Raw genomic sequence first — 21,505 nt, forward strand, 5'->3', positions numbered from 1 at the left:
GTGGTGCCACGCTCATTGCGTCGCCGCGGTGTTCATCTTGGGCGCCGGCACCGCCACGTTCTGGAGCCCGTACTTGTCCATGATCTTCTTGTAGTCGCCGTTCTTGAAGATCTCCTTGAACGCGTCGAGCATGACCGGGCCGAGACCGCTCGACTTGGGCACGAGCATCGCGAGCTGGTCGACGCCGGCGCCCTGCTCCTCGGTCTGGGTGACGTACGTGAAGGCGTCCTTCTCCTTGGAGAGCACGTCGAGCGCGGCGCTCTCGGTCATGCCCGCCGCGTCGGCCCGGCCGGACTTCGCGGCGAGGATGGTGCCGTTGGTGTCGGCGAAGCCGATGAACTCGAGCCCCGGCTTGCCCTGCTTGGCGCACCACTCGGTCAGGCGCTTGGCCTGGTCCTCCACGATGCTGCCCGCGGTGCCGGCGACGCGCTTGCCGCACAGGTCACCCGAGCTCTTGATGGCCGACGCCCCCGCCGTGGGGATCAGATAGGAGGTCCGGGTGACCATCCACACGATCGCGTCGAACTGCTTCTCCCGGTCGGCACTGTCCTTGACCGGACCGTTGAAGGCGTCGTACCGGGAGGCGAGCATTCCGGACAGCGCCGCCGGCAGACCGCTGACGATCGAGATCTCGGTGCGGACCCCCAGCACCTTGCCGAGGGCGTCCTGCAGCTCCTTGTCGATGCCCGTGACGGTCTTGCCGTCGTCGGCGACGATCCGATAGGGCGGGTGGGAATCCCCGGCGAACCTGATGACGCCCGCTTCCTTGATGCCATCGGGCAGGGCGTCGTACAGAGCCGTCGCACCGGCCGGCCGCTGCGCCTCGCCGTCGCCTCCGCCGCAGGCTGCGGCGCCGGCGAGGGCCAAAGTCACCGCACCCGCGAGGATGGTCCTGGGCATTCTCATGGTGGTCCTTCCGCGACCAGATAATTCTGCACTTAACTTTGCGGTCGTGGGAATAAGTGTCACATCTGGAGATGCACGGCTGTCAAGAGGCGATTGTGCGGCGGAGAGATCTGCGGGGCGGCCGCGGCGCCGCCCCGTCACCGTGCGGCGGTCAGCTGAGCGCCAGGATGGAGCTGGTGCGGTGATGGGCGACCAGCTCGGCCAGCCCGGGTTCGAACTCCGCGACGATCTGCTTGACGCGGAACTCGGCGAGCGGCCCGAGCGTGTCGTAGACCTCCACGAAGAGGTCTCTGGCCGCGGCGCGCGGCCAGTCGGCGGGCAGCAGCTCCGCCGGCAGGTCGGGGTCGTGGTTGGGGAACGTCCGCCAGGTGTCCATGATCCCCGTACGCGCGACCAGCGCCTCGGACGCGCCGACCACGCCCCTGCGTACGCGTTCCAGGAGAGGCGAATAGCCGGCGACGAAGCCCTCGTAGGTACGCCGGAGCTGGTCGAAGTCCCACGCCTCCTGGGGGGCGCGCATGCCCGCCACGCGGAGGGCCTCGGCACGGAAGACCGTCGACATGGGGATGCCCAGCTCGGCGAGCACCGCCGCCGCGCTGTCGGCGCTCGCGGTCGGCGAGACCCACAGCCCGTCGTAGAGCGGGGCGAAGCCGAGCCAGCGCAACCTGGCGCGCAGCGCGTGGCGCAGGTCGCGCTGATCCTCGGAGATGGAGAACGCCGCCATCGCCCACGTCCCGTCCCACGCGCCCTGCGCCAGGCCGAAGGACATGATCCGCTGCCGCCCCTCCAGCAACACCGCGGCGGCCCGATCCGTCAGTCGATAGTAGGTGCGCCGCCCGATCCTGGACGACTCCAGCAGCTCCCGCTTGGTCAGGCGGCTGAGCGCGGCCCTGGCCGCCACCGCGGAGACGCCGAACTCCTCGGCCAGCCGCACCAGCGCCGCGGACGGCAGCTGCTCTGGCCTGCTGATCCAGTAGTCCCCGAGAAGCGTCGTGATCAGGTGCTGCGGGGGCGCGCCCACCTGGAAGCGCGGGAAATCGAGATCTTCTGCCTCAGAGCTCTCACCATCGTTCACAGCAGGAGTATATTGACAACGCTTGAGCGCGCGATCGTCACTGGAATGTCATGCTTTCACGGGCGGAAGCCGCACGATGTCCGGGACCACCGGATCAGCCGGTCAGGTCTCCGCGGGAGAGGAGGTCCAGGCGGTCGCGGTCGGTCGTCTCGTCGAAGCTCGTGTGACGGCGTTTCGCCGGCGGCTCCATGGCCGACACCTGCGCGAAGGTGTGGTGCGTGACCAGCACGGCCAGCTCCGGGTCGAACTCGGCGAGGATCTCGCGGAACCGCCGCTCCGCCGGCTCCCCGAGCGAGTCGTAGATCTGCACGCACAGCCGCCTGGCCTCGTCGCGCGGCCAGCCCTCGGGCAGCAGCTCCGCCGGCAGGTCGGGGTCGAGCGTGGGGAACACCCGCCAGTCGGTCATGATCGCCGTACGCAGCCGCAACGCTTCGGCGGGGCAGGGACTGGACGTCGCCAGCCGCTCGGCCACCGGCAGGTGGGCATCGATGAAGCGCAGGTAGCGTGCGCGCAGCGCGGCGATGTCGAAGGCACGGTCGAGCACCGGGCGCACATCGTCGTCGGCGACCTTGCGCGCCCGGAAGACCATCGCATCGGGCACGCCCAGCCTTCGCACGAGCTCGGCGACGTCGTCCGTCTTGTCATGCGGGGACACCCACACCGCGTCGAAGAGCATGCCGAAGTGCAGCAGGCGCAGCCCGTCGCGCAGGAGGCGCCGGGTGTCCCGCTGGTCCTCGGGCACCGAGAACGTGACCACCGTCCACTGCCCGTCCCAGCGCGGAGTGGCGGCGCCGAACATCAGCAGCCGGCGGATGTGGGTCACGATCACGTCGGCCGCCCGGGGCGGCAGGCCGTACGCGGTGGTGCGGCCGCTGCGGGAGCTGGTCAGCAGCCCTCGTGAGGCGACCCGCCGCAGGGCGGCGCGGGCGCTGGTGGCGGTGATGCCGAACTCCTCCAGCAGCCGCACCAGCGCCGCCGACGGGATGTGCTCCTCCCGCCAGAACCAGTAGTCGCCCAGCAGCGTGGTCAGCAGCCGCTGTGGTTCTGGCCCCTGCCGGGCCCGGGGCAGGGAGCCGGGCTCTTGCGACGCGCGCACCGGGCGTCCCTCCATCGTCAGACTCCTCGGTCAGACTCCTCGGCCGGTGCAGGCTCCCCGGCGGGCCACCCTCACGAACATCCTCATTCTTCACCCTTTGGGGACATGGGGGCGCAGGAATCGGCCTGGCGTGTAGTGAACGAACTCCGCGGCGCCCAGGTCCGGGTTCCCGGCGGCCAGGCGTGCGGCCAGCGTTTGGAGCCGGTGGGCGTCGGCGTCCGTCCAGCGGCCGGTGATGACCCGTTTCTCCAGGGTCCGCACCGCGGCGACGAACTCGGCCCCGGTGTAGCGGCAGTGGCCGGGCCGGTCGACGAACGCCTGGCGCAGCAGCGCCTGGTTGCCGGCGCGCCGGACCACATCGGAGTAGGCGCGTGCCTGGGTGACGGTGGGGTAGTTGTCGCCGCGCTCGTGCATCGTGAGGACGGGCACGCCGAGCGCTCCGCGCGGGGTGAAGTAGTTCTCCATGTAGGCGACGGCGCCCGGGTCGGCCGAGACGCGCGGCGCCGCCGACAGGGCCGCGAGGTCGGCGTCGAGGTTCAGCCCCGCGCTCTTGTAGAGGGCGCGCACCTGCGGCATCCGCCCGGACTCCCGCAGTTCCCTGCGGTAGTCCACGCCGGTGTTCCAGGAGAAGTTCCCGCCCGCCCGCTGTTCCAGCGGATAGCGGGGAGAGAAGACGGTCGCCATGAACGCCGCGTACTCCTGGGCCTGCTGCCCCGCCCAGTCGTGCGGCGCCGGCTCGGCGGTGCCGGGCACCGACCAGGTGGAGACCTGGGCGAAGGAGGCCGCAAGGGCGATGCGGGCCCGGCCGGCCGGAGTCTGCTGGGCGGCGTCCAGGACGGCGCGGGCGGCCGCGACGCTCCGCGCCTCCTCGTCGTCGGAGGCGAGCCGTACGAGCTTCACCGTGTCGTCGCCGGGAGCGAGCAGCGTCTTGAACGCGAACGCCGCGTCCAACGACTGGTTGAGCATCGCCACCGGCCCGGCCACCGAGGCGCAGTAGGGCAGCGCCCCGTCGATGAGGTCGGGCCGGCGTTCGGCCAGACCTGCCGCGATTGCGCCGCCCATCGAGCCGCCCCAGGCCAGGGTGATCGTGGGCTTCCCCGCGACCTTGGCGAATTCGGCGAGCGTGTCGGCGGAGGCCCGCAGGGTCTCCTCGACGGCCCAGCCGCTTCCGTAGGGCCGGGTGCCGGCCAGCGCGTACCCGTGGGCGAGCAGCCAGCTCTGCGCGGCGGCGTTGCCGCCGAGGTCGGCCGGCAGATGCTGCGGCCCGGCGCCCTGGCCGTAGCCGGGGCTGAACGTCAGCACGGTGCCGTTCCAGTTGCGCGGCACCTCGATCGCGTACGTGGCGCCGCCCGGGTGGACGCCCGTGACGCTGATGGAGCCGGCCCGGCGGGATTCCGCCGAGGCCTGCGCCGGCGGGACGGCGAGCGCGAGGGCCGTGACCGTCACTGTGGCCGTCGCTGTGGCCGTGAGCACCGTCACGGCGCGGGTCGCCCGATTGATCACTGAACGAGGATTGATGTCCGCCTCCATGAGTGGGAAGCTGCTGCGACGCGAGATACGCAACAGTTCATCGAACGGTCGTCTATTTTTCGCCGCCAATTACGTTCGGCAGAAATCTTACGGTCGTCATAGAACTGTTGACAATGCTCTCGGGCCTGCTTACTTTGGCCCGACCACCTGCATGTGAGGAGCCTCGATGTTCCGAAAGTCAGCTCTGGGCGTCGTCGCGGCGGGTGCCGCGATCGCACTCCTGTCCGCCTGCGGTGCCGGCCCCGGTAGCACCCGCAGCGCATCCGCCGACGGTGGCGGGTCCGACGAGCTGGTCTTCGCCGCCATCCCGTCGGAGCAGAGCGACGATCTCGAGAAGTCGTTCGCCCCGATCGTCTCCGCGCTGGAGAAGGACCTCGGCGTTCCGGTGCGGTTCCAGGCCGTGACCAGCAACGCCGCCGTCGTGGAGGCGCAGGTCGCCAAGCGGGTGGACATCGCCGTCTACGGGGCCTTCAGCTACTACCTCGCACGCAGCCGCGCCGACGTCGAGCCCGTCGCCGTCCCGCTGGCCGCCCCGGGCGGAGAGCCCGGCGCGTACGCCTACGGGGTGACCCGCGGCGACGACACGTCGATCACCTCGCTCAAGGACGTCGCCGGCAAGGACGTCTGCTTCACCGACCCCGGCTCCACCACCGGCTACCTGCAGCCCCTCGCCTCGCTGCGGGAAGCCGGCGTCGACGTGGACAAGGACGTCAAGACGGTGTTCACCCACGGGCACGACACGGCGGTCGCCTCGCTGCTGGCCGGAGACTGCGACATCGCCTTCGTCGGCGACGTCTTCATCGACCAGCTGCTGCCCGCCCGAGGTCAGCTCAAGCCGGGGCAGGTCACCAAGGTCTGGACCTCGCCGCTCATCCCCGGGCCGCCGGTCGTGGTCGGCAGGTGGCTGCCGCAAGCCACCCGCGACAAGATCACCAAGACGGTGACCGGCCTGACCGCCGCCGGCGCCGCCTCCGCCGGGCTGTGCAAGGGCAGCGAGATCAAGGGCCCGAAGAACTGGGGCCAGTACGCCGACGCCCCGGCCTGCACCCTCGGCGCCTCCACCGCCTGGACGTTCGTCCCGGCCACCGACGCCACCTATCAGCCGATCGCGCGCATCTGCGAGATCACCAAGGCCGAGGTCTGCACGTCCGGTGGCTGAGGAACCCGCCGTGATCGGCGCCCCCGTGCTGCGGCTGTCGGAGGTCGGCAAGGGCTTCCACGGCACCACCGTGCTCGACGGCGTCTCGCTGGACGTCCCGCAGGGGCAGTTCGTCGCCCTGGTCGGTCCCTCCGGAGCCGGCAAGTCCACACTGCTGCGCCTCGTCAACGGCATGCACCTGCCGGACAGCGGCACCGTGCGCACTCTGGGCGAGGACCCCGCCGCCTGCTCCCGCAGCCGGCTGCGGGCCCTGCGCGCCAGGGTCGGCTTCGTCTTCCAGCAGTTCGGTCTCGTCGGGCGGCTGTCCGCGCTGGAGAACGTGCTGATGGGGTCGCTGGCCACCCTGCGCCTGCCGAGGTACGGGGTGATGAGCTACCCGCGCGCGCTGCGGATCCGCGCCGTGGAGCACCTGGATCGGGTCGGGCTGGCCGACCGGCGGTTCCAGCGCTGCGACACGCTCTCCGGCGGCCAGCAGCAGCGGGTCGCGGTGGCCAGGACCCTGCTGCAGAGCCCCGAGCTGATCCTCGCCGACGAGCCGGTCGCCTCGCTGGACCCGGCGGCGAGCACGCTGGTGCTCGAAATCCTCAAGCGGATCAGCGCCGAGGACGGCATCTCCGTGGTGTGCAGCCTGCACCAGGTCGAGCTCGCGCTCGCCACCGCCGACCGGGTCGTGGCGCTGCGCGGCGGCCGGCTGGCGCTGGACGAGCCCGCCGCCGGCCTCACCGCGGAGCGGCTGCGGGAGATCTACGGCACCCACGACACGGCCGAGGCCCATGATCGCCGGGCGGGGGCCCACGACGGCCCCGCAAGGGCCCACGACGGCCGCGCAGGGGCCCACGACGGCCGCGCGGGAGCCCGCGATGGTTAGCACCACCCCCGCCACGCGCACCCCGGCCGCATCGGACCCGGGCCCGCTTCGTCCGCCGTGGAGCGCCCGCGCCCTCATCGGGGCGGGCCTGCTCGTCGCGGCCGTGGCCGTCACCTGGCTGACGTTCTGGTGGATCGGCCTGTCCCCCGCTTCGCTGGCCGCCGGGCTGGACGACACCGTACGGCTGCTGCGCCGGATGTGGCCGCCGGACCTGCCCGGCGCGGGAGACATCGCCTCGATGATCGCGGAGACGCTGCTCATCGCGGTGGCGGGCACCGGCCTGGCGGCGCTCGCCTCGGTGCCGCTGGCCTTCGTCGCCGCGCGCACCCACAACGGCCCCCGCTGGCTCCGGCCGCCCGCCCGCGTGGTCGTCGTGCTGACCCGGGCCGTGCCCACGCTCGCCTTCGCGATCCTGTTCGTGCGGATCTTCGGCCTGGGCCCGCTGGCCGGCTCGCTCGCCGTCGCCGTGCACTCGGTCGGCATGATCGCCAAGCTGCTGACCGACGCCGTCGAGGAGACCGATCCCGCCCCCGCCGAGGCGGTCCGCGCGTGCGGGGCAGGCGAGGCGCAGGTGGCCGTCTCCACCGTGCTGCCCCGCGTGTTCCCCGCGCTGACCGGCATCGTGCTGTACCGCCTCGACATCAACATCCGGGCGTCGGCCGTGCTCGGCGTCGTCGGGGCCGGCGGCATCGGCGTGGCGCTGCAGACCGCGCTGGGCAGCCTCAACTACCACCGGGCGGCCGGGATCATCTGCGTGATCGTCGTCCTGGTTCTGCTGCTGGAGCTGCTGTCGGTGGTGGTCCGCCGTACGATCCTCCGTCCCACGGCTCGCCGCCGCACGGTTCGCGGCCGCACGGCTCGCCGGCGCACGGACGCGCTGCCCGCCGGGCGTGCCCCGTACGAGGTCGGCTGGGACCGCGGCCGGGTGCTGCGGGTGACCGGCGCGGTGGCGGCCGGAGTGGTGTTCCTGGTGTCGCTGTGGTCCCTGGACCCCGACCCGGGCCGGCTGGCGGGGGCCTGGCCGAACCTGCGTGCCGTGCTGAGCGGCATGTGGCCGCCCGCGTTCTCCGGCGAGCTGCTCATGGCGGTGCTGGAGAGCCTGCTCATGGCACTGGGCGCAGCCGCGGCGGGCGCCGCGTGCGGGCTGGTTCTGGCCCTGCTCACCGCCGTCAACACCACCCCGTGGCGGCCGCTGTCCGCGGTGGTCCGGGTGCTGCTCGTCGTGGTCCGGGGCGTTCCCGACCTTGTGTACGCGCTGCTGTTCGTCGCCGCGCTGGGACTCGGCCCGTACGCCGGCTTCCTGGCGCTGTGGATCTCCTCCACCGCGCTCGCGGCCAAGTTCTTCGCCGACTCCCTGGAGCAGCTCGACCCGCTGCCGCACGAGGCGCTGACCTCGGTCGGAGCCCGCCGGTGGCAGGCGTTCGCCGCCGGGATCTGGCCGCAATTCGTGCCGTCGTTCACCGGCAACGGCCTGTTCGTGGCCGACCTGGCGCTGCGCGAGTCGGTCGTGCTCGGCATCGCCGGCGCGGGCGGCGTCGGCTACCTGATGCAGGAGTCGATCGCCACCCTGCGTTACGACACCACCGCCGCGATCGTCATCGCGATCGCCGTCGTCGTGTACGCCATCGAGACACTCGCCCGGATCGCACGCGGGCACCTGCTGTGAGCGGGCGGGCGCAGGACGGGAAGGGAAGGGATCTCACCATGACCACCACCGCCGGCGGCCTCGGGCGCGCCTCCGACTGGGACCCCACCGCGCCGGAGACCTTCGACAGCTCGCACGAGGTCTACGCCGGGTTGCGGCGACGCTGCCCGGTGCCGTGGAGCGACGCGTTCGGCGGCTTCTGGGCCGCCACCCGTTACGAGGACGTGGTGCGGGTGGCCCGCGACAGCGAGACGTTCAGCACCGCGGTGCAGAACGTCGTCCCGCACGTGCCGCGCACCCAGCGCCGCCCGCCGCTGCACTTCGACCCGCCCGAGCACGGGATCTACCGCGCTCCGATGGACCGGGTGCTGCGCCGCAGCGTCGTACGCCGTCTCGAACCGGCCTTCGCGGAGGCGGCGCGCGAGCTGCTGGGGCCGCTCCTGGCCAGGGGCGGCGGCGACTACTCCCGGGAGTTCGCGCTGCCGTACGCGGCGCAGTGCTTCGCCATCTTCCTCGGCCTGCCGGTCGAGCGGGTGCTGGAGATCCGCCGGATCGGCGTCGCGTACAGCTTCGCCATCCAGGAGATGGACCGGGCCGGGGTCATGGCGGCGAGCGAGGAGCTCTACGCCATCGCCCGCGCCATCGTGGAGGACCGCCGGGCCGACCCCCGCGACCCGGACGAGGACCTGGTGTCCAGCCTGCTGCGGGCGTCCGCCGACCAGGAGCGGCCGATCCCGTACGACATGGTCGTGGCCACCGTCCGGCAGACCATCGTGGCCGGAATAGGGGCGCCGCACGCCGCGCTCGGCAGCGCCGCCGTGCATCTGTCCCGCGACCCCGGCCTCCAGGACCGGCTGCGCGCCGACCCGGGCCTGCTGCCCGCGGCGGTCGAGGAGCTGCTGCGGCTGTACGCCCCCTATCGGGTGTTCGCCAGGACCGCCACCCGCGACGTCGAGCTCGGCGGCCGCACGGTGCGGGCCGGCGAGGCGATCGCGATGATCTTCCCCTCGGCGAACAGGGACGAGGCGGTGTTCGACGAAGCGGACCGGCTCGACCTGGAGCGGCGGCCCAACCGGCACCTCGCGTTCGGGCGGGGTGCGCACCGCTGCCCGGGCGCGGCGATGGCCCGGCTGGAGATGACGGCCGCGCTGGGCGAGCTGCTCGCCGGCACCAGCCGCGTCGAACCGGACGGCGAGGTGGAGATGTTCAACTGGCTGGAGTTCGGGCCCAGGTCGGCGCCGCTGCGCCTCGTCCCCCGCTGATCCCACCACCGAGTCGGCACCACCGAACCCGCCACCGGGCCCACCACCGAGCGGCACCACCGAACCCGCCACCGGGCCCACCACCGAGTCGGCACCACCGAGAACCGAGCAGCGCGACCGAACCCGCCATCGAGCAGCACGACCGAACCACCACCGGGCCCGCCATCGGGCCCGCCATCGGGGCTGCCCGGGCGAGCACCGGCCACCGGCGCCCGCCCGGCATGTGCCCCACCACCACTGCCAGACGCCCCGCCGTGATTCCTGACCCTGCGGGGCCCGAGCCGACACCCCGTTCATCAACCGTGGAGGAAACGCACTCGTGTTAGCCCGATCCATGACCGCGCGAACCCTGCTGGCGGCGACCGTGGGAGCGGTCGTCCTCGCCGGTTCCGGCGCCGCCGCGGCGTCGTCCCCCCAGAAGCCGCCGCCGCCGAAGCCCCCCGCGACCGGCACCCCCGCGCGCACCATCCTGGCCACGGTCCGCGAGGCCGCCCAGGGGCTGCCCGGGCACACCGTCTACCGCCCGGCCGATCTCAAGGCGCTGCGGAAGGACAGCCTGCCCGTGATCGTCTACGGCAACGGCGCCTGCGCGACGAGCAACCTGGAGGGGATCACGTTCCTCACCGGCCTGGCTTCGCAGGGCTACATCGTCGTGGCCAACGGCGGGCTGGACGAGTTCCCCGTCCCCAGCACCCCCGAGGACACGATCGCGCACCCCGAGGCGCTCCTCGCCGCCGCCCACTGGGCCACCGAGTCGAAGCAGGCCCGCAAGCAGTTCGACGGGCGAGCGGACACGACGCGGGTGGGCGTGCTCGGCCACAGCTGCGGCGGCGTCGAGGCCCTCGCCGCCGGGACCGACCCCATCATCGACGCGGTCGCCGGATTCAACACCGGCTATCTCCCGGACCCGGCCTTCGGCGGCTACGGGCGCGACCGTCTCGCCGGTCTGCACACGCCGACGCTGCTGGTGAACGGTGGTCCCGACGACGTCGCCTACCAGAACAGCATCGACAACTACGCCCTGCTGAACGTCCCGGCCGCCCTGGTCGGCGACACCGCGGCCGGCCACACCGGCCTGATCGCGGGTCTCGAGGCCACCAAGGGCTGGCAGGTGGCCGCGGACTGGTTCGACTACGTCCTGCGCGGAGACCGGGCAGCCGGGGCACGCTTCATCGGCCCCGGCTGCGGGCTGTGCGGCGAGAACGGATGGACGGTCGAGACGAAGGGGCTCCCGCTGTGATCCGCCGCAGAGTGACCGCGTGCCTGGCCGCCGCGCTGACGGCCGTCGCCGGAAGCGGAACCGCCGCCGCCTCCACCAGACCTCCCGGCGGCACGCCGTGCCTGCCGGACTCCCCCGCCCACCCGACCTGCGTCAGCGGCACCCTCAAGGACGGCACGCCGTACGAGTTCGTCGTCCCGGCCCACTGGAACGGCACCGTGGTGGTCGCCCTCGACTTCGCCGGCACGGGCCGCAGCGAGCCGCTGACCGCGCGGCTGCTGGCCGACGGCGTGGCCCGCGGCGGCACGAGCCGGGCGATCAGCGGCTGGGACATCCGCTCCGCCATCGACAACCAGGCCGAGGCGCTGGCCCGTTTCGAGCAGGCGTACGGCCCGGCCCGGAAGGCGATCGCCTCCGGGACCTCGATGGGCGGTTTCGTCGCCGCCGGCGTCGCCCAGGTCCACCCCCACGCCTTCGACGCCGCCGTCCCGATGTGCGGCGGCCTCGGCGGGTCGGTCGGCCAGTGGAACCAGAAGCTCGACACGGTCTTCGTGCTCGAACGCCTGGTCGCGCCGGGACTGCCGGTCATCGACATCCCCGCCGACATCGAATCGGCCAGGAAGGCGTGGATCGACGCGCTGGCCGCGGCGCAGCAGACCCCGCAGGGGCGGGCCCGGATCGCACTGGCCGCCGCGATCGGCCAGTTGCCGGCCTGGGGACGCAACCCCGACGGGTCCGCGCCGCCGCCTCCGGACAGCCGGGACGCCGCCGCGCTGGAGCAGGGCGCCTACCTCGCGCTCGCCGGTGGGCCGCTGCCCTACATCGGGCAGGCCATGAGCAGCCGGCGCCAGATCATGGACGTGGTCGGCGGAAACCCGTCCTGGAACACGGGCGTGGACTACGACAAGCAGTTGAGCCTCGCCGATCCCGCCCTGCGGCATGCCGTCCGCGACCTCTACAAGGCGGCGGGTCTGGACCTCGCCGCCGACCTGAGGAGCCTGGCCGCCGCGCCCCGCATCGCGGCGGACCCGGACGCCGCCAAGCGGTTCTCGCGCGGCATCGTCCTGAACGGCGACCTGCGGATCCCCGTGCTCACCCTGTCCGGCACCGGTGACCAGATCTCCACCGTCGCCCAGCAGCAGTCGTACGAGGAGAACGTGCGCCGCGCGGGAGCGAGCTCCCTGCTGCGCCAGACGTACACGGAGACCGTCGGCCACTGCGACTTCTCGCCCGCGGAGCAGGAGGCGGCGCTGACGACGATGCTCGACCGGCTGCGGACCGGTCACTGGCCCGCGACGTCCGCCCCGGCGATGAACGCCCGCGCCGCGGCGCTGGGGGCCGACCCCGCCCCACGGTATGTCCCGTTCAACCCGCCCCGGTTCAACCGTCCCTATCCCGGCTGACCCGGGGATGCCGCTGCCCGGACCACCCGGTCCGGGCAGCTCCCGGACGCCATTCGGAGCCGGATTTGGGCCTGTTCCGGGGCGTGCTCCCGGTCACGACGGAGCCGGTGCATCCGCACCCGCAATACCTGTTGAGGGTGCCATTGCAGGTCACCGTACCGTCGTGGGGCGTGCGCGCACGTGCCACTGCGGGCGACCACGGGCCGAAGCGCTTCAGCCGGCAGGCCACCCGTTCGGCATGGCCGTGTCCCGGTCGAGGACGCATCCGCGCACGCGATGACACGCCGCCGTGAACGTCGCTATCCGGGTCGTTCGTCTTGGCCGTCGTGCACCTCCGCGTACGCGACTCTCCGGCAGGGCGGCCCTGGCGGACGTGGTGTCTGTCCGCCGGAGCCGCCCCGCGACCTGACCACCCGAGAGCGGTCCCGGGCGAAATGTTAGCGCTAACAATTCTCCCGTGTCTGCGTTTCCTTCTCTATCCGATGGCCGTGGTGGCAGCCCGGAGCCAATACGAGGAGAAGAGGCGATGTCAAGGACGGCACCTCTTCCCCGCCGATGAGCAGAGCACGCACATGCGGGTTCATCAGGTGTTATCGAGGGCCACCGCCCGTGCGGCGGCAGCTCCGCTCTGAAACTTTCTCGCGATACTTGACACAATTTCGCGTTGTTTTCCAGACTGTTTCTCCGAGGCGGTTTTCTCCTGCCATGTGGTGGTGCGCGGTGAGGACCGCCGTTCGCGACGCCCTGGTGGTGTGCGTTTCCTGATCACAGGACGCGGCGTCGATCACGCGGAGCAACGCCCGCGTGTCCGCTTTTCCTGCACCGGCTCCGTGGCCGGCGGCGGCTCCACGACCTTCGGGTCCGCCGCGAACGGCACCGCGGCCCCCGGCCGCTGCTCGCATCAGCGCCTGACGGCGGCCGGACATGATGATGAGGAGAACACAGATGCGTCTGCCCTGGAGAGCGCGGTCACCGCGCCCCTCCGCCGCCACGACGGCGGCGGCGCCCCGGCGGGCCTCGCGCCGCGCCCTCGTGATCGGCTCCATCTCGGTCCTGCTGGCCGGAACCGGCGGCCTGCTGATCACACAGCCCGCCCAGGCGGCCGTCGCCTGCCGGGTCGACTACACCATCAGTTCGAGCTGGCCGGGCGGCTTCAACGCCAACGTCACCATCAACAACCTCGGCGACGCGGTCAACGGCTGGCAGCTGACCTGGTCGTTCGGCGCCGGCGAGCAGATCACCCAGATCTGGAACGCCACCCACACCCAGTCGGGCTCCTCGGTGACCGCTACCAACGTCTCCTACAACGGCAGCATCCCCAGCGGCGGCAGCACGAACTTCGGATTCAACGGTTCCACGAACGGCTCCCCCCAGGTGCCCACGTCGTTCTCCCTGAACGGTGTGGCCTGCACCGGTAGCCCGGGCTCGCCCAGCCCCTCCCCCACACAGTCTCCCAGCGCGTCGCCCAGCGCGTCGCCCAGCGCGTCGCCCAGCGCGTCGCCCAGTGCGTCGCCAACGCGTTCCCCGTCCCCGTCCCCGTCGGTGACGCCGACATGTGACCTTCCGTCGTCGTACCGCTGGACCTCGACCGGTGCGCTGGCGACGCCGAAGTCCGGGTGGGTCTCGCTGAAGGACTTCACCAACGTCGTCTACAACGGCAAGCACCTCGTCTACGCGACGACGCACGACAACGGATCGAGCTGGGGCTCGATGGCGTTCAGCCCCTTCACGAACTGGTCCGACATGGCCTCGGCCACACAGACCAAGATGAACTTCTCCACCGTCGCGCCGACGCTGTTCTACTTCGCTCCCAAGAACATCTGGGTGCTCGCGTACCAGTGGGGCGGCACCGCGTTCTCCTACCGGACCTCGACCGACCCCAGCAACCCGAACGGCTGGTCGGCGCAGCAGACGCTGTCGACGGCGAGCATCTCCGGCTCCGGCACCGGCCCGATCGACCAGACGCTCATCGGTGACGACCAGAACATGTACCTGTTCTTCGCCGGGGACAACGGCAAGATCTACCGGTCGAGCATGCCCATCGGGAACTTCCCGGGCAACTTCGGCTCCAACTACACCACCATCATGAGCGACTCGACGAACAACCTCTTCGAGGGTGTCGAGGTCTACAAGCTCCAGGGCCAGAACAAGTACCTGATGCTGGTGGAGTCGATCGGCTCGCAGGGCCGCTACTTCCGCTCCTACACCGCCACCAGCCTGGGCGGCAACTGGACCCCGCAGGCCACCAGCGAGAGCAACCCCTTCGCCGGCAAGGCCAACAGCGGCGCCACCTGGACCAACGACATCAGCCACGGCGACCTGGTCCGCACCAACCCCGACCAGACCAAGACCGTCGACCCCTGCAACCTGCAGCTGCTCTACCAGGGCCGCAGCCCCAGCTCCGGCGGCGACTACGGCCTGCTGCCCTACCGGCCCGGCCTGCTGACCCTGCAGCGCTGACGCCCTGACACCGAACCCGCCCGGCCTCCCGGCGTACGCGCAAACCCACCGGGTGAGCGCCATCGGCGACCGGGACCGGGCGGAACCCGACCGGCGGGCTCGGCACACGACCGAGCCCGCCCTTCTCATCCCGAAAACCCTCGATGTACGAGCGGGCGGTCCGCATCGGGGATCGCGACACGGCCGGGTGCGTGCCCGGACATGGCCAGCGTGACAGACGACCGATCCGTCGGAGAACGCGTCCGAGCGGGCCTCCGCCGAGCGACGACGCCGCCCGCTCGGACGCGCGCACCGCGGCGAAGCCGTACTCGGTCATCCGCCGCTCGTACTCCCCGATCGCGGCCGTCAGGGACGCGCCCGAGGACACGGCCGCGCGGAGCGTGCGGCAGGGCAGCGCCGCGTCCAGCAGCGCGCAGTTCGCCCCCGAGCCCTGGGCCGGGCTCATCGCGTGGACGGCGTCTCCGAGCACCGTGACGGCGGACGCCTCCCACGGCGCGACGGGCACCGAGCTCCTGATCGGGACGCAGGAGGTCTGGTCCACGTCGGCGGCCTCGATCCAGCCGCACCAAGGCCGGGTGCCAGCCCACGACGCGCTCGGCCACGAAGCGGTGCAGGTGTCCGGCGCCGCGGGACGACAACTCGGCATCGGAGCCGGGCAGCAGGGCGGCGGGCACGGCGAGCGGCCACATCACGTAGTCGCCCCGCCAGCGCGGATCCAGACCCGGCCACAGCCGGGCCGCCGCCCGTGCCGGATCCTCTCGCAGGCGCATGAGCCCGAGCGCCAGGCCCAGCCGGCCCGCCCGTACGGACATGGATCCCCCCGCCAGCCGGGACGGCAGCAGCTCGGCCACCTCCTCGGTCAGCGGTGTCCTCCCGTAGACGCACCGGGTGCCGAGGTCCTTGATCCGCGCGTGCTGGAGCAGTTCGCGGCGCACCCGATATATGAAACGATTCATATGGCCCCGTTCCGGTCGGTGAGCGCGCAGAGCATGCCGACCTGCGCGGCCCCAAGGCTGCCGCCTCCCCCCAGGATGAACGCCGTCGTTATCGGCCGCTTCCCCACACGCCCCGGCCGCAGTTCCCTTTCCTCCCCGTACGTACACCACCGTTCCGTCCGCCGGGGACTGTACAAACAACGGTGTAACTCCTGATCAAGGAGACACCTGTGACGAGTACGGTGATCCAGCAGTCTGAGGCGCTGGACCTGGAGGACACCGCGGTGGCGCGGAAAGAGCATGAGGCGTCGGATCGTGAGCTGGTGGCCCGCCTGGTCGGCCAGGCCCGCGCCGAGGGGCTGGAGCTGGTCGGGGAGAACGGGCTGCTGGGCCGGCTGACCAAGCTGGTTTTGGAGTCGGCCCTGGAAGGCGAGCTGACCGACCACCTCGGCTACGACAAGCACGATCCGGCCGGTCGCGGCAGCGGCAACTCCCGTAACGGCACCCGGACCAAGACGGTCATCACCGACGTCGGGCCGGTCGAGATCGACGTGCCCCGTGACCGGGACGCCAGCTTCGAACCGAAGATCGTGCGCAAGCGGCAGCGGCGGCTGCCGGGTGTGGATGAGATGGTCATCTCGCTGGCCGCCAAGGGCCTGACCACCGGGGAGATCTCGGCGCACCTGGCCGAGGTCTACGGGGCGGAGGTGTCCAAGCAGACCATCTCCACGATCACCGACGCGGTGATCGAGGGCATGACCGAGTGGCAGAACCGCCCTCTGGACCCCGTCTACCCGGTGGTGTTCATCGACGCCATCCACGTCAAGATCCGTGAAGGGCAGGTCGCCAACCGGCCGATCTACGTGGCGTTGGCGGTCACCGCCGACGGTGAGCGCGACATTCTCGGGTTGTGGGCCGGCGACGGCGGCGAGGGCGCCAAGTTCTGGCTGCACGTGCTGACCGAGATCAAGAACCGGGGCGTCGCCGATGTGCTCATGATGGTCTGCGACGGCCTCAAAGGGCTGCCGCAGGCCATCGAGCAGGTCTGGCCGCAGACCGTGGTGCAGACCTGCGTGGTGCACCTGCTGCGCGCTTCCTTCCGCTACGCCGCACGCCAGCACTGGGACGCCATCGCCAAGGCGCTGCGGCCGGTCTACACCGCCCCGACCGAGGCCGCCGCGCTCGAGCGGTTCGCCGAGTTCGCCGAGGTCTGGGGCGGCAAGTACCCGGCGATCGTGAAGTTGTGGCAGGACGCCTGGGCGGAGTTCGTGCCGTTCCTGTCCTTTGATGTGGAGATCCGCCGGGTGATCTGCTCGACGAACGCGATCGAGTCGGTCAACGCCCGGATCCGTCGGGCGGTCAAGGCCCGCGGCCACTTCCCCAACGAGCAGGCCGCGCTCAAGTGCGTCTACATGGCCATCATGAGCCTGGACCCGACGGGCAAGGGCCGCAAACGCTGGATGAACCGGTGGAAGGCCGCCCTGAACGCCTTCGAGATCACCTTCGAAGGCCGACTGTCAGCAACCCGCCGCTAGAACAAACCGAAGCCGAGTTACACCGTTCGCTGGACAGGCCCGTCCGCCCCCCCCCGCACAAAGAGAGGTGCGGATTACGTCAGACAAGGGGTTGTGACCGACCCCTTGGTATTTCGAACCTGATCGGCCGGCCGACCTGGTGGAGGCGCTCGCCGGGTTCGGCTCACAGCTCAGGCGCGCGTGGGAGGACGGTCGTCTCGCCGAGGACACCTACATCGCGGCTCGGGCGGAGCTCGGTGCGGCCGAGGATGCCCTGCAGACGGAGGCCCTGCAGACGAAGGCGCTGCAGACGGAGGCCCTGCAGACGGAGGCGCTGCAGGGCAAGGGCAGGCTGCCCCTGGCGCTCGAGAAGCTCCGCGGGTTGATCCGCCGCGTCGGCGAGCGGGCTGATCCGCCATCCGGCGGCCGAAGTGGCGCGCCGATGGAACAGCCGATGGAACAACGGCACGCTGTGAAGCGACCGTCAGCAACTGGCCGCTCCCCTGCACACGCTTCTTCCTTGAACGGTCTTCCTTGAACGGTTTCTCCCTTGAACGGTGCCGGTGGCGAGGGGTCGTCAAAAGGGTGGTGTCTCGAGGTCGCGTTGGATGAGTGTTCCTCCCGATTCGTCGTCCTTTGATCTGCTGTCGTCGTGTTCCTTTGCGCCGGGGCTGCCCGCGCCTGCTGCGTGCGTCGCGTGCCTACAGGTTGGTTGTGCCGGGGCTTCTGCGGGGGTTTGTGCTGGTGGGGTGGTGGGAGGGCATGGTGGGGCCATGATCGTGTCTGGTGCTCCGGGGAGGTCGCCGGGCAGGCGTCCGGGTGGGGCGTCGGGCCAGGTGCGGGGCTGGGGGTCGGGGACGGGCTGGATGATCTTCGGGAGTGGGCTGCGGTAGGGGTGTCCGAGTGGGCTGGTCCAGATGATCAGGTGGGGGCCTGCGGTGGTGACGCGCCAGCCGCCGAGGTGCTTGGCGCGGTGGTCGTGGCGGCAGGCCAGGTGCAGGTTGGCGGCGGTGGTGGCGCCGTTGTCGGCCCAGGCCTGGATGTGGTCTTGGTCGGTGCGGGTGGCGGGCATGCGGCAGCCCGGCCAGGAGCAGACCCGGCCCCGAATCTGGACGTATCGGCGTAAGACCGCATCCGCATGACGCCGATCAGCCCCGTTCGCCGTATTCGCCACCCCAGCGGTACCGGCCGCACCAGCCGCGCCCGCCACGTTGACCACGTCAGCAGTGTTCGCCACGCCCGCCGCGTTGACCACGTCAGCCACGTTGGCCGCGCCTACGGCGCCTGTGGTGCTGACTGCGCCTGCCGTGTTCGCCGCGCCCGTCGTGTTCGCCGAGTCCGCGATAACCGTCTCAGCCGCGCCTGCGGCGTCCGCAGTGTCGGCCGCGCCCGCCGCGTTGATCATGTCGGCCGTGTGGGCTGGGTCGGTCTGTTCGCCCAGCATGGCCGGGTCACCCGATCCCTTTGGGGCGTGCGCTGCAGCCGGGTCACAGGATCGGCCCGGGTGAGGTGCTGCTGCCGGGTGGGGTGATCCGGCTGGGTGAGGTGATCCGGTTGCGGGGGTGGTGCCGAGCTGGGCGTGGGCTTGACGGGCGAGGTCGGCGATGAGGGGTGCCCAGGCGCCGGTGGTGGCCGGTGCGGCGGCCAGCCGGTGGAGCTGGGTGAGGGTGATCTGCAGCTCGACGATGCCGCCGCGTCGCATGTCGCGGGGTGGCCGTTGTGCAGGCGGGCAGGGGCGCTGCCGGGTGATGCCGGCCAGGAGCAGGTGCCCGTCGTCGGTGCAGATGGCATAGCGCCATTGCCCATGCAGCATGCCGGTGACGATGCGGCGTGCCTGGGCGGCGTGGACCATGCCCCAGCCGGGCAGGTGCGCCGGGTGCTCATCGTGCCCGAGCAACGTCGTCAGCTCCACCCGTATCTCCGGCACCGACCACGATGTCGCGCCGGGCCCCCCACCAAGGCGGCCCTGCGACCGCTGAAGCTCCCGGCACCCGGGCTCACCCTCCGGCTCTGGTTCGGGTGCGGCGCTCCGGTCGTGCCCGCGCCCGTGCTCTGGTTCTGGTGCGGTGCTCCGGTCGCGCTCGTACGCAGGCGTGGGTTCGGTGCTCGGCCTCTGCCCGGTCTCCGGTTGTGGTGCGGTGCTTTGGCCGTGTCTACGCTCCGGCTCCGGAGCGACCCTCCGCCCGTGCCCGTGCCCATCTTCCGGCTCGGGTCCGTTACCCGACCTCCGCTCGTATTCGCGCTCGCGCTTCTGCTTCGGCTCGGGTGCGGTGATCCGCTCGCGCTCGTGCTTCGGCTCGCCTGTGGGGGTACCGGCAGAGCTGGCGGGGCTGGCGGTAGTGCCTGCGGGGGCGTCAGGTTTGCCGGTGGCGGCGTCAGATGAGCCGGCGGGGTCGTCGGCCGAGCCGGTGGAGCTGGGGGTGTCGTCAGAGGTGTCGCCGGGGGTGGGATCGCCGGGTTCCACGAGAGGGTGGGCCAGGACATGGGTGACGATCTGCTCGTCGGTCAGGCCTTCGAAGGTGCCATCCAGGCTGCCCAAGAACAAGTCCGCGCGGATGTGATCGATCGGGCGGCGGTCCCCGGCGCGTTTGCAGGCGCGGGCCAGCTCATCGATCCGCTCGCACCCGGCCACCGCCCGCTCCACCGGCAGGTCCAGCCCGGACACGGTCGCGGTGCCGTCATCATTGCGCGTGCCGGCCACCCGCCGCCTGCGGACCGCCTCGGTATAACGCTTTTCCGCCCAATCCGGATCGATCGCGAGCACCATGCGCTGAACGTGCTCGACCAGCTCGCCCACCGTCCACCCCGCCGCCCGAGGCACCAGGCGCTCGCAAACCCAGCCGGCCTGGGCGTCGGTCAACCCGCTCGTCCAGCGGATGAAAGCCACCGCCCGCGGCTCATCCAACACCCCCTCCAGCATCGCCTCACCGAGCACCGGCAGGCGGCGATGCAGATTCCACGCCAGCTCGAACGCCGAATCCGCGCGGCGGCGCGACCACACCAGCGCCGCCCGCGCCTCATCCGGGGCGAACTCCTCCGGTGTTTGCAGGCGGACCACGCTGTCGCCGGACCACGCCTCACGCAACCCGACCTCCAGCAGCACCCGCAAAAACCACGCCCGGTCATGACACGACTGCCGGTAGGCCGCCTTGAGCACCTCCACAGTGTCGAACCCCGACACCCGCTCCACAGCGATACCCGCCAGCACCCCCGCAAGCTCGGCCCCCGGCGGGACCACCGCCAGCCCCTCAGGAATCGCCACCGGAACCCCACCACCGCCGGTACCTTCGCCCCCGGCCTCGCCCCCACCCTGGCCAGCGGAGGACACCCCGCCCACCACACGCGAAGGGTAGGCCGGGCCCGCCAGGCCCACCAGGGGTGCCGGGCGCGCTGAAGGCGCCGAGTCCACCGGAGGTGTCGAGCCCACCAGGCGTGCTGAAGGCGCCGGATCCACCGGACGTGCCGGATCCATCGGACGTGCCGGGTCCGCAGAGCGCGCCGGGCGAGGCGGGCGCGGCGCGCGTGCTGGACTTGTCGGGTCTGCCGGGCGTCCTGGACGTGCCGAGGGCACCGGCGGTGCCGGGCACTGCCCGGCGGCAGCGGACGGCGAGAGCGGCGCGGACACGGCGGTGAACCCCCAAGAGCACAGACGAAGGCAAACAACGGTTTCCCGACCGCCCGGACCGGGACTTCCTTCAACAGACTCGGCTCAACACACGGCGTATGGCCAACGGCCCGCCAGCTAGGCTCACCTGTAACGGCTGCCCCAAGCCTACCTCGAACACACCATCGAATCAAACCCTGACCTGGGCAAATATGGAGCCCCAGCCCGGCGATGCGAGGCAGTCCTCGATACGACGTCCCGTCCAAAGACGGCTCGCAAAACCTTCCGGCTGTCGTCGCGGCGTGCAGTCCAGGTGTACGGGCCGGGTGTGCAGGCCAGAAGGGTCGCCGGCAACGCGGGCTCCGTGAAGGCTGGAAAGGTCACGCCCGGCACGAGGGCACCGCGACGGCCAGAAGCGTTGTGCCCGGAGATGATTCGCAGAGGCTTCCGGGCTGTCGCCAGGGGCGTACGGTCCAGGTGCGCGATCCGGAGGTGCAGGCCGGAAGGGCTCGCCGGCAACGCAGGCTCCGTGAAGGCTAGAGAGGCCGCTCCCCGGTATAAGGGCCACCACCCGGCTCACCGCGTACGCCGCAGCCCGGCTCAAGCGGGACGACCTGGCCGCCCGGGTGTGGCAGGAGTTCTACACGGGCGACGGCTACGGGCCGGACCTGCCGTGGCGGGCAGAGAAGGTCGCCTCCACGCTTCAACCCGACGGAGCAGGCCCCGTGGGTGTCCACCAACGCCACCGCCCAGTACGGCCTGGCCGCCGTCAAGAACCTCGCCCTGATCGGCGGCCTGATCCCCGATCCGTGACCCGGGTGGTCCCAGG

14 protein-coding genes and 2 pseudogenes are annotated in these 21,505 nt (G+C 71.6%); 10 read left to right on the forward strand and 6 right to left on the reverse strand.

Annotated features, from left to right (window positions below):
* Positions 1 to 12: 12 nt before the first annotated feature.
* The 4 genes from OHB01_RS32460 to OHB01_RS32475 form a co-directional block, all read right to left on the reverse strand.
* Positions 13 to 906 carry a transporter substrate-binding domain-containing protein gene (locus OHB01_RS32460; protein ID WP_240972219.1) on the reverse strand — a complete coding sequence of 298 codons (894 nt, stop codon included), beginning with the start codon at positions 904 to 906 and terminating at the stop codon, positions 13 to 15.
* Between the two features lie 151 nt (positions 907 to 1,057).
* Entirely contained in the window at positions 1,058 to 1,981 is a 924-nt protein-coding gene (locus OHB01_RS32465) for a PaaX family transcriptional regulator C-terminal domain-containing protein (protein WP_260617555.1), read from the reverse strand.
* Positions 1,982 to 2,075: 94 nt separating this feature from the next.
* Complete coding sequence (locus OHB01_RS32470; RefSeq protein ID WP_142652452.1) at positions 2,076 to 3,092, reverse strand: PaaX family transcriptional regulator C-terminal domain-containing protein; 1,017 nt, start codon at positions 3,090 to 3,092, stop codon at positions 2,076 to 2,078.
* Between the two features lie 75 nt (positions 3,093 to 3,167).
* Positions 3,168 to 4,580 (reverse strand): alpha/beta hydrolase, encoded by a 1,413-nt coding sequence (locus OHB01_RS32475; RefSeq protein ID WP_328854440.1) that lies wholly within the window; start codon positions 4,578 to 4,580, stop codon positions 3,168 to 3,170.
* A 193-nt stretch (positions 4,581 to 4,773) separates the two neighbouring features.
* Here OHB01_RS32475 and OHB01_RS32480 point away from each other — a divergent pair, with 193 nt between their 5' ends.
* The 7 genes from OHB01_RS32480 to OHB01_RS32510 all read left to right on the forward strand — a co-directional run bounded on the left by OHB01_RS32480 (position 4,774) and on the right by OHB01_RS32510 (position 14,623).
* Entirely contained in the window at positions 4,774 to 5,766 is a 993-nt protein-coding gene (locus tag OHB01_RS32480; protein WP_142652450.1) for a phosphate/phosphite/phosphonate ABC transporter substrate-binding protein, read from the forward strand.
* Between the two features lie 10 nt (positions 5,767 to 5,776).
* Positions 5,777 to 6,634, forward strand: a complete 858-nt coding sequence (locus tag OHB01_RS32485; RefSeq protein WP_328854441.1) for a phosphonate ABC transporter ATP-binding protein — start codon at positions 5,777 to 5,779, stop codon at positions 6,632 to 6,634.
* A complete protein-coding gene (phnE, locus tag OHB01_RS32490) occupies positions 6,627 to 8,300 on the forward strand; it encodes a phosphonate ABC transporter, permease protein PhnE (RefSeq protein WP_328854442.1) in 1,674 nt (557 codons plus the stop codon). Before OHB01_RS32485 ends, phnE begins: the two co-directional genes overlap by 8 nt.
* A gap of 38 nt (positions 8,301 to 8,338) precedes the next feature.
* Entirely contained in the window at positions 8,339 to 9,541 is a 1,203-nt protein-coding gene (locus tag OHB01_RS32495) for a cytochrome P450 (protein ID WP_142652447.1), read from the forward strand.
* Between the two features lie 334 nt (positions 9,542 to 9,875).
* Positions 9,876 to 10,781: a hypothetical protein gene (locus OHB01_RS32500; protein WP_142652446.1), complete on the forward strand. Its 906-nt coding sequence runs from the start codon at positions 9,876 to 9,878 to the stop codon at positions 10,779 to 10,781.
* On the forward strand, positions 10,778 to 12,163 hold the full coding sequence (locus tag OHB01_RS32505) for an alpha/beta hydrolase family protein (protein WP_328854443.1): 1,386 nt from the start codon (positions 10,778 to 10,780) through the stop codon (positions 12,161 to 12,163). Before OHB01_RS32500 ends, OHB01_RS32505 begins: the two co-directional genes overlap by 4 nt.
* Positions 12,164 to 13,108: 945 nt before the next feature.
* A complete protein-coding gene (locus OHB01_RS32510) occupies positions 13,109 to 14,623 on the forward strand; it encodes a non-reducing end alpha-L-arabinofuranosidase family hydrolase (protein WP_328854444.1) in 1,515 nt (504 codons plus the stop codon).
* A gap of 298 nt (positions 14,624 to 14,921) precedes the next feature.
* Here OHB01_RS32510 and OHB01_RS40005 read toward each other — a convergent pair.
* A pseudogene (locus OHB01_RS40005) lies at positions 14,922 to 15,269 on the reverse strand (FAD-dependent oxidoreductase); the annotation flags it as partial.
* Positions 15,270 to 15,827: 558 nt separating this feature from the next.
* On the opposite strand from OHB01_RS40005, the gene OHB01_RS32515 reads away from it, so the two are divergent.
* Positions 15,828 to 17,093 carry an IS256 family transposase gene (locus OHB01_RS32515; protein WP_396691799.1) on the forward strand — a complete coding sequence of 422 codons (1,266 nt, stop codon included), beginning with the start codon at positions 15,828 to 15,830 and terminating at the stop codon, positions 17,091 to 17,093.
* 139 nt (positions 17,094 to 17,232) lie between these two features.
* A complete protein-coding gene (locus OHB01_RS32520) occupies positions 17,233 to 17,610 on the forward strand; it encodes a hypothetical protein (RefSeq protein ID WP_328854445.1) in 378 nt (125 codons plus the stop codon).
* 39 nt (positions 17,611 to 17,649) lie between these two features.
* On the opposite strand, the gene OHB01_RS32525 is transcribed toward OHB01_RS32520, so the two are convergent.
* Positions 17,650 to 20,334: a DUF222 domain-containing protein gene (locus OHB01_RS32525; protein ID WP_328854446.1), complete on the reverse strand. Its 2,685-nt coding sequence runs from the start codon at positions 20,332 to 20,334 to the stop codon at positions 17,650 to 17,652.
* Between the two features lie 1,041 nt (positions 20,335 to 21,375).
* Between OHB01_RS32525 and OHB01_RS40010 the strand changes: the two are divergent.
* A pseudogene (locus OHB01_RS40010) lies at positions 21,376 to 21,489 on the forward strand (hypothetical protein); the annotation flags it as partial.
* Positions 21,490 to 21,505 lie beyond the last annotated feature (16 nt).

It is taken from the genome of Microbispora hainanensis (assembly GCF_036186745.1).
Classification (GTDB): domain Bacteria; phylum Actinomycetota; class Actinomycetes; order Streptosporangiales; family Streptosporangiaceae; genus Microbispora.

Excerpts from the sequence above, each read along its gene's own strand:
- OHB01_RS32500 (WP_142652446.1), top strand. The coding sequence starts at position 9,876 with ATGACCGCGCGAACCCTGCTGGCGGCGACCGTGGGAGCGGTCGTCCTC.
- OHB01_RS32480 (WP_142652450.1), top strand. The coding sequence starts at position 4,774 with ATGTTCCGAAAGTCAGCTCTGGGCGTCGTCGCGGCGGGTGCCGCGATC.
- phnE (WP_328854442.1), top strand. The coding sequence starts at position 6,627 with ATGGTTAGCACCACCCCCGCCACGCGCACCCCGGCCGCATCGGACCCG.
- OHB01_RS32460 (WP_240972219.1), bottom strand. The coding sequence starts at position 906 with ATGAGAATGCCCAGGACCATCCTCGCGGGTGCGGTGACTTTGGCCCTC.
- OHB01_RS32510 (WP_328854444.1), top strand. The coding sequence starts at position 13,109 with ATGCGTCTGCCCTGGAGAGCGCGGTCACCGCGCCCCTCCGCCGCCACG.
- OHB01_RS32495 (WP_142652447.1), top strand. The coding sequence starts at position 8,339 with ATGACCACCACCGCCGGCGGCCTCGGGCGCGCCTCCGACTGGGACCCC.
- OHB01_RS32470 (WP_142652452.1), bottom strand. The coding sequence starts at position 3,092 with ATGGAGGGACGCCCGGTGCGCGCGTCGCAAGAGCCCGGCTCCCTGCCC.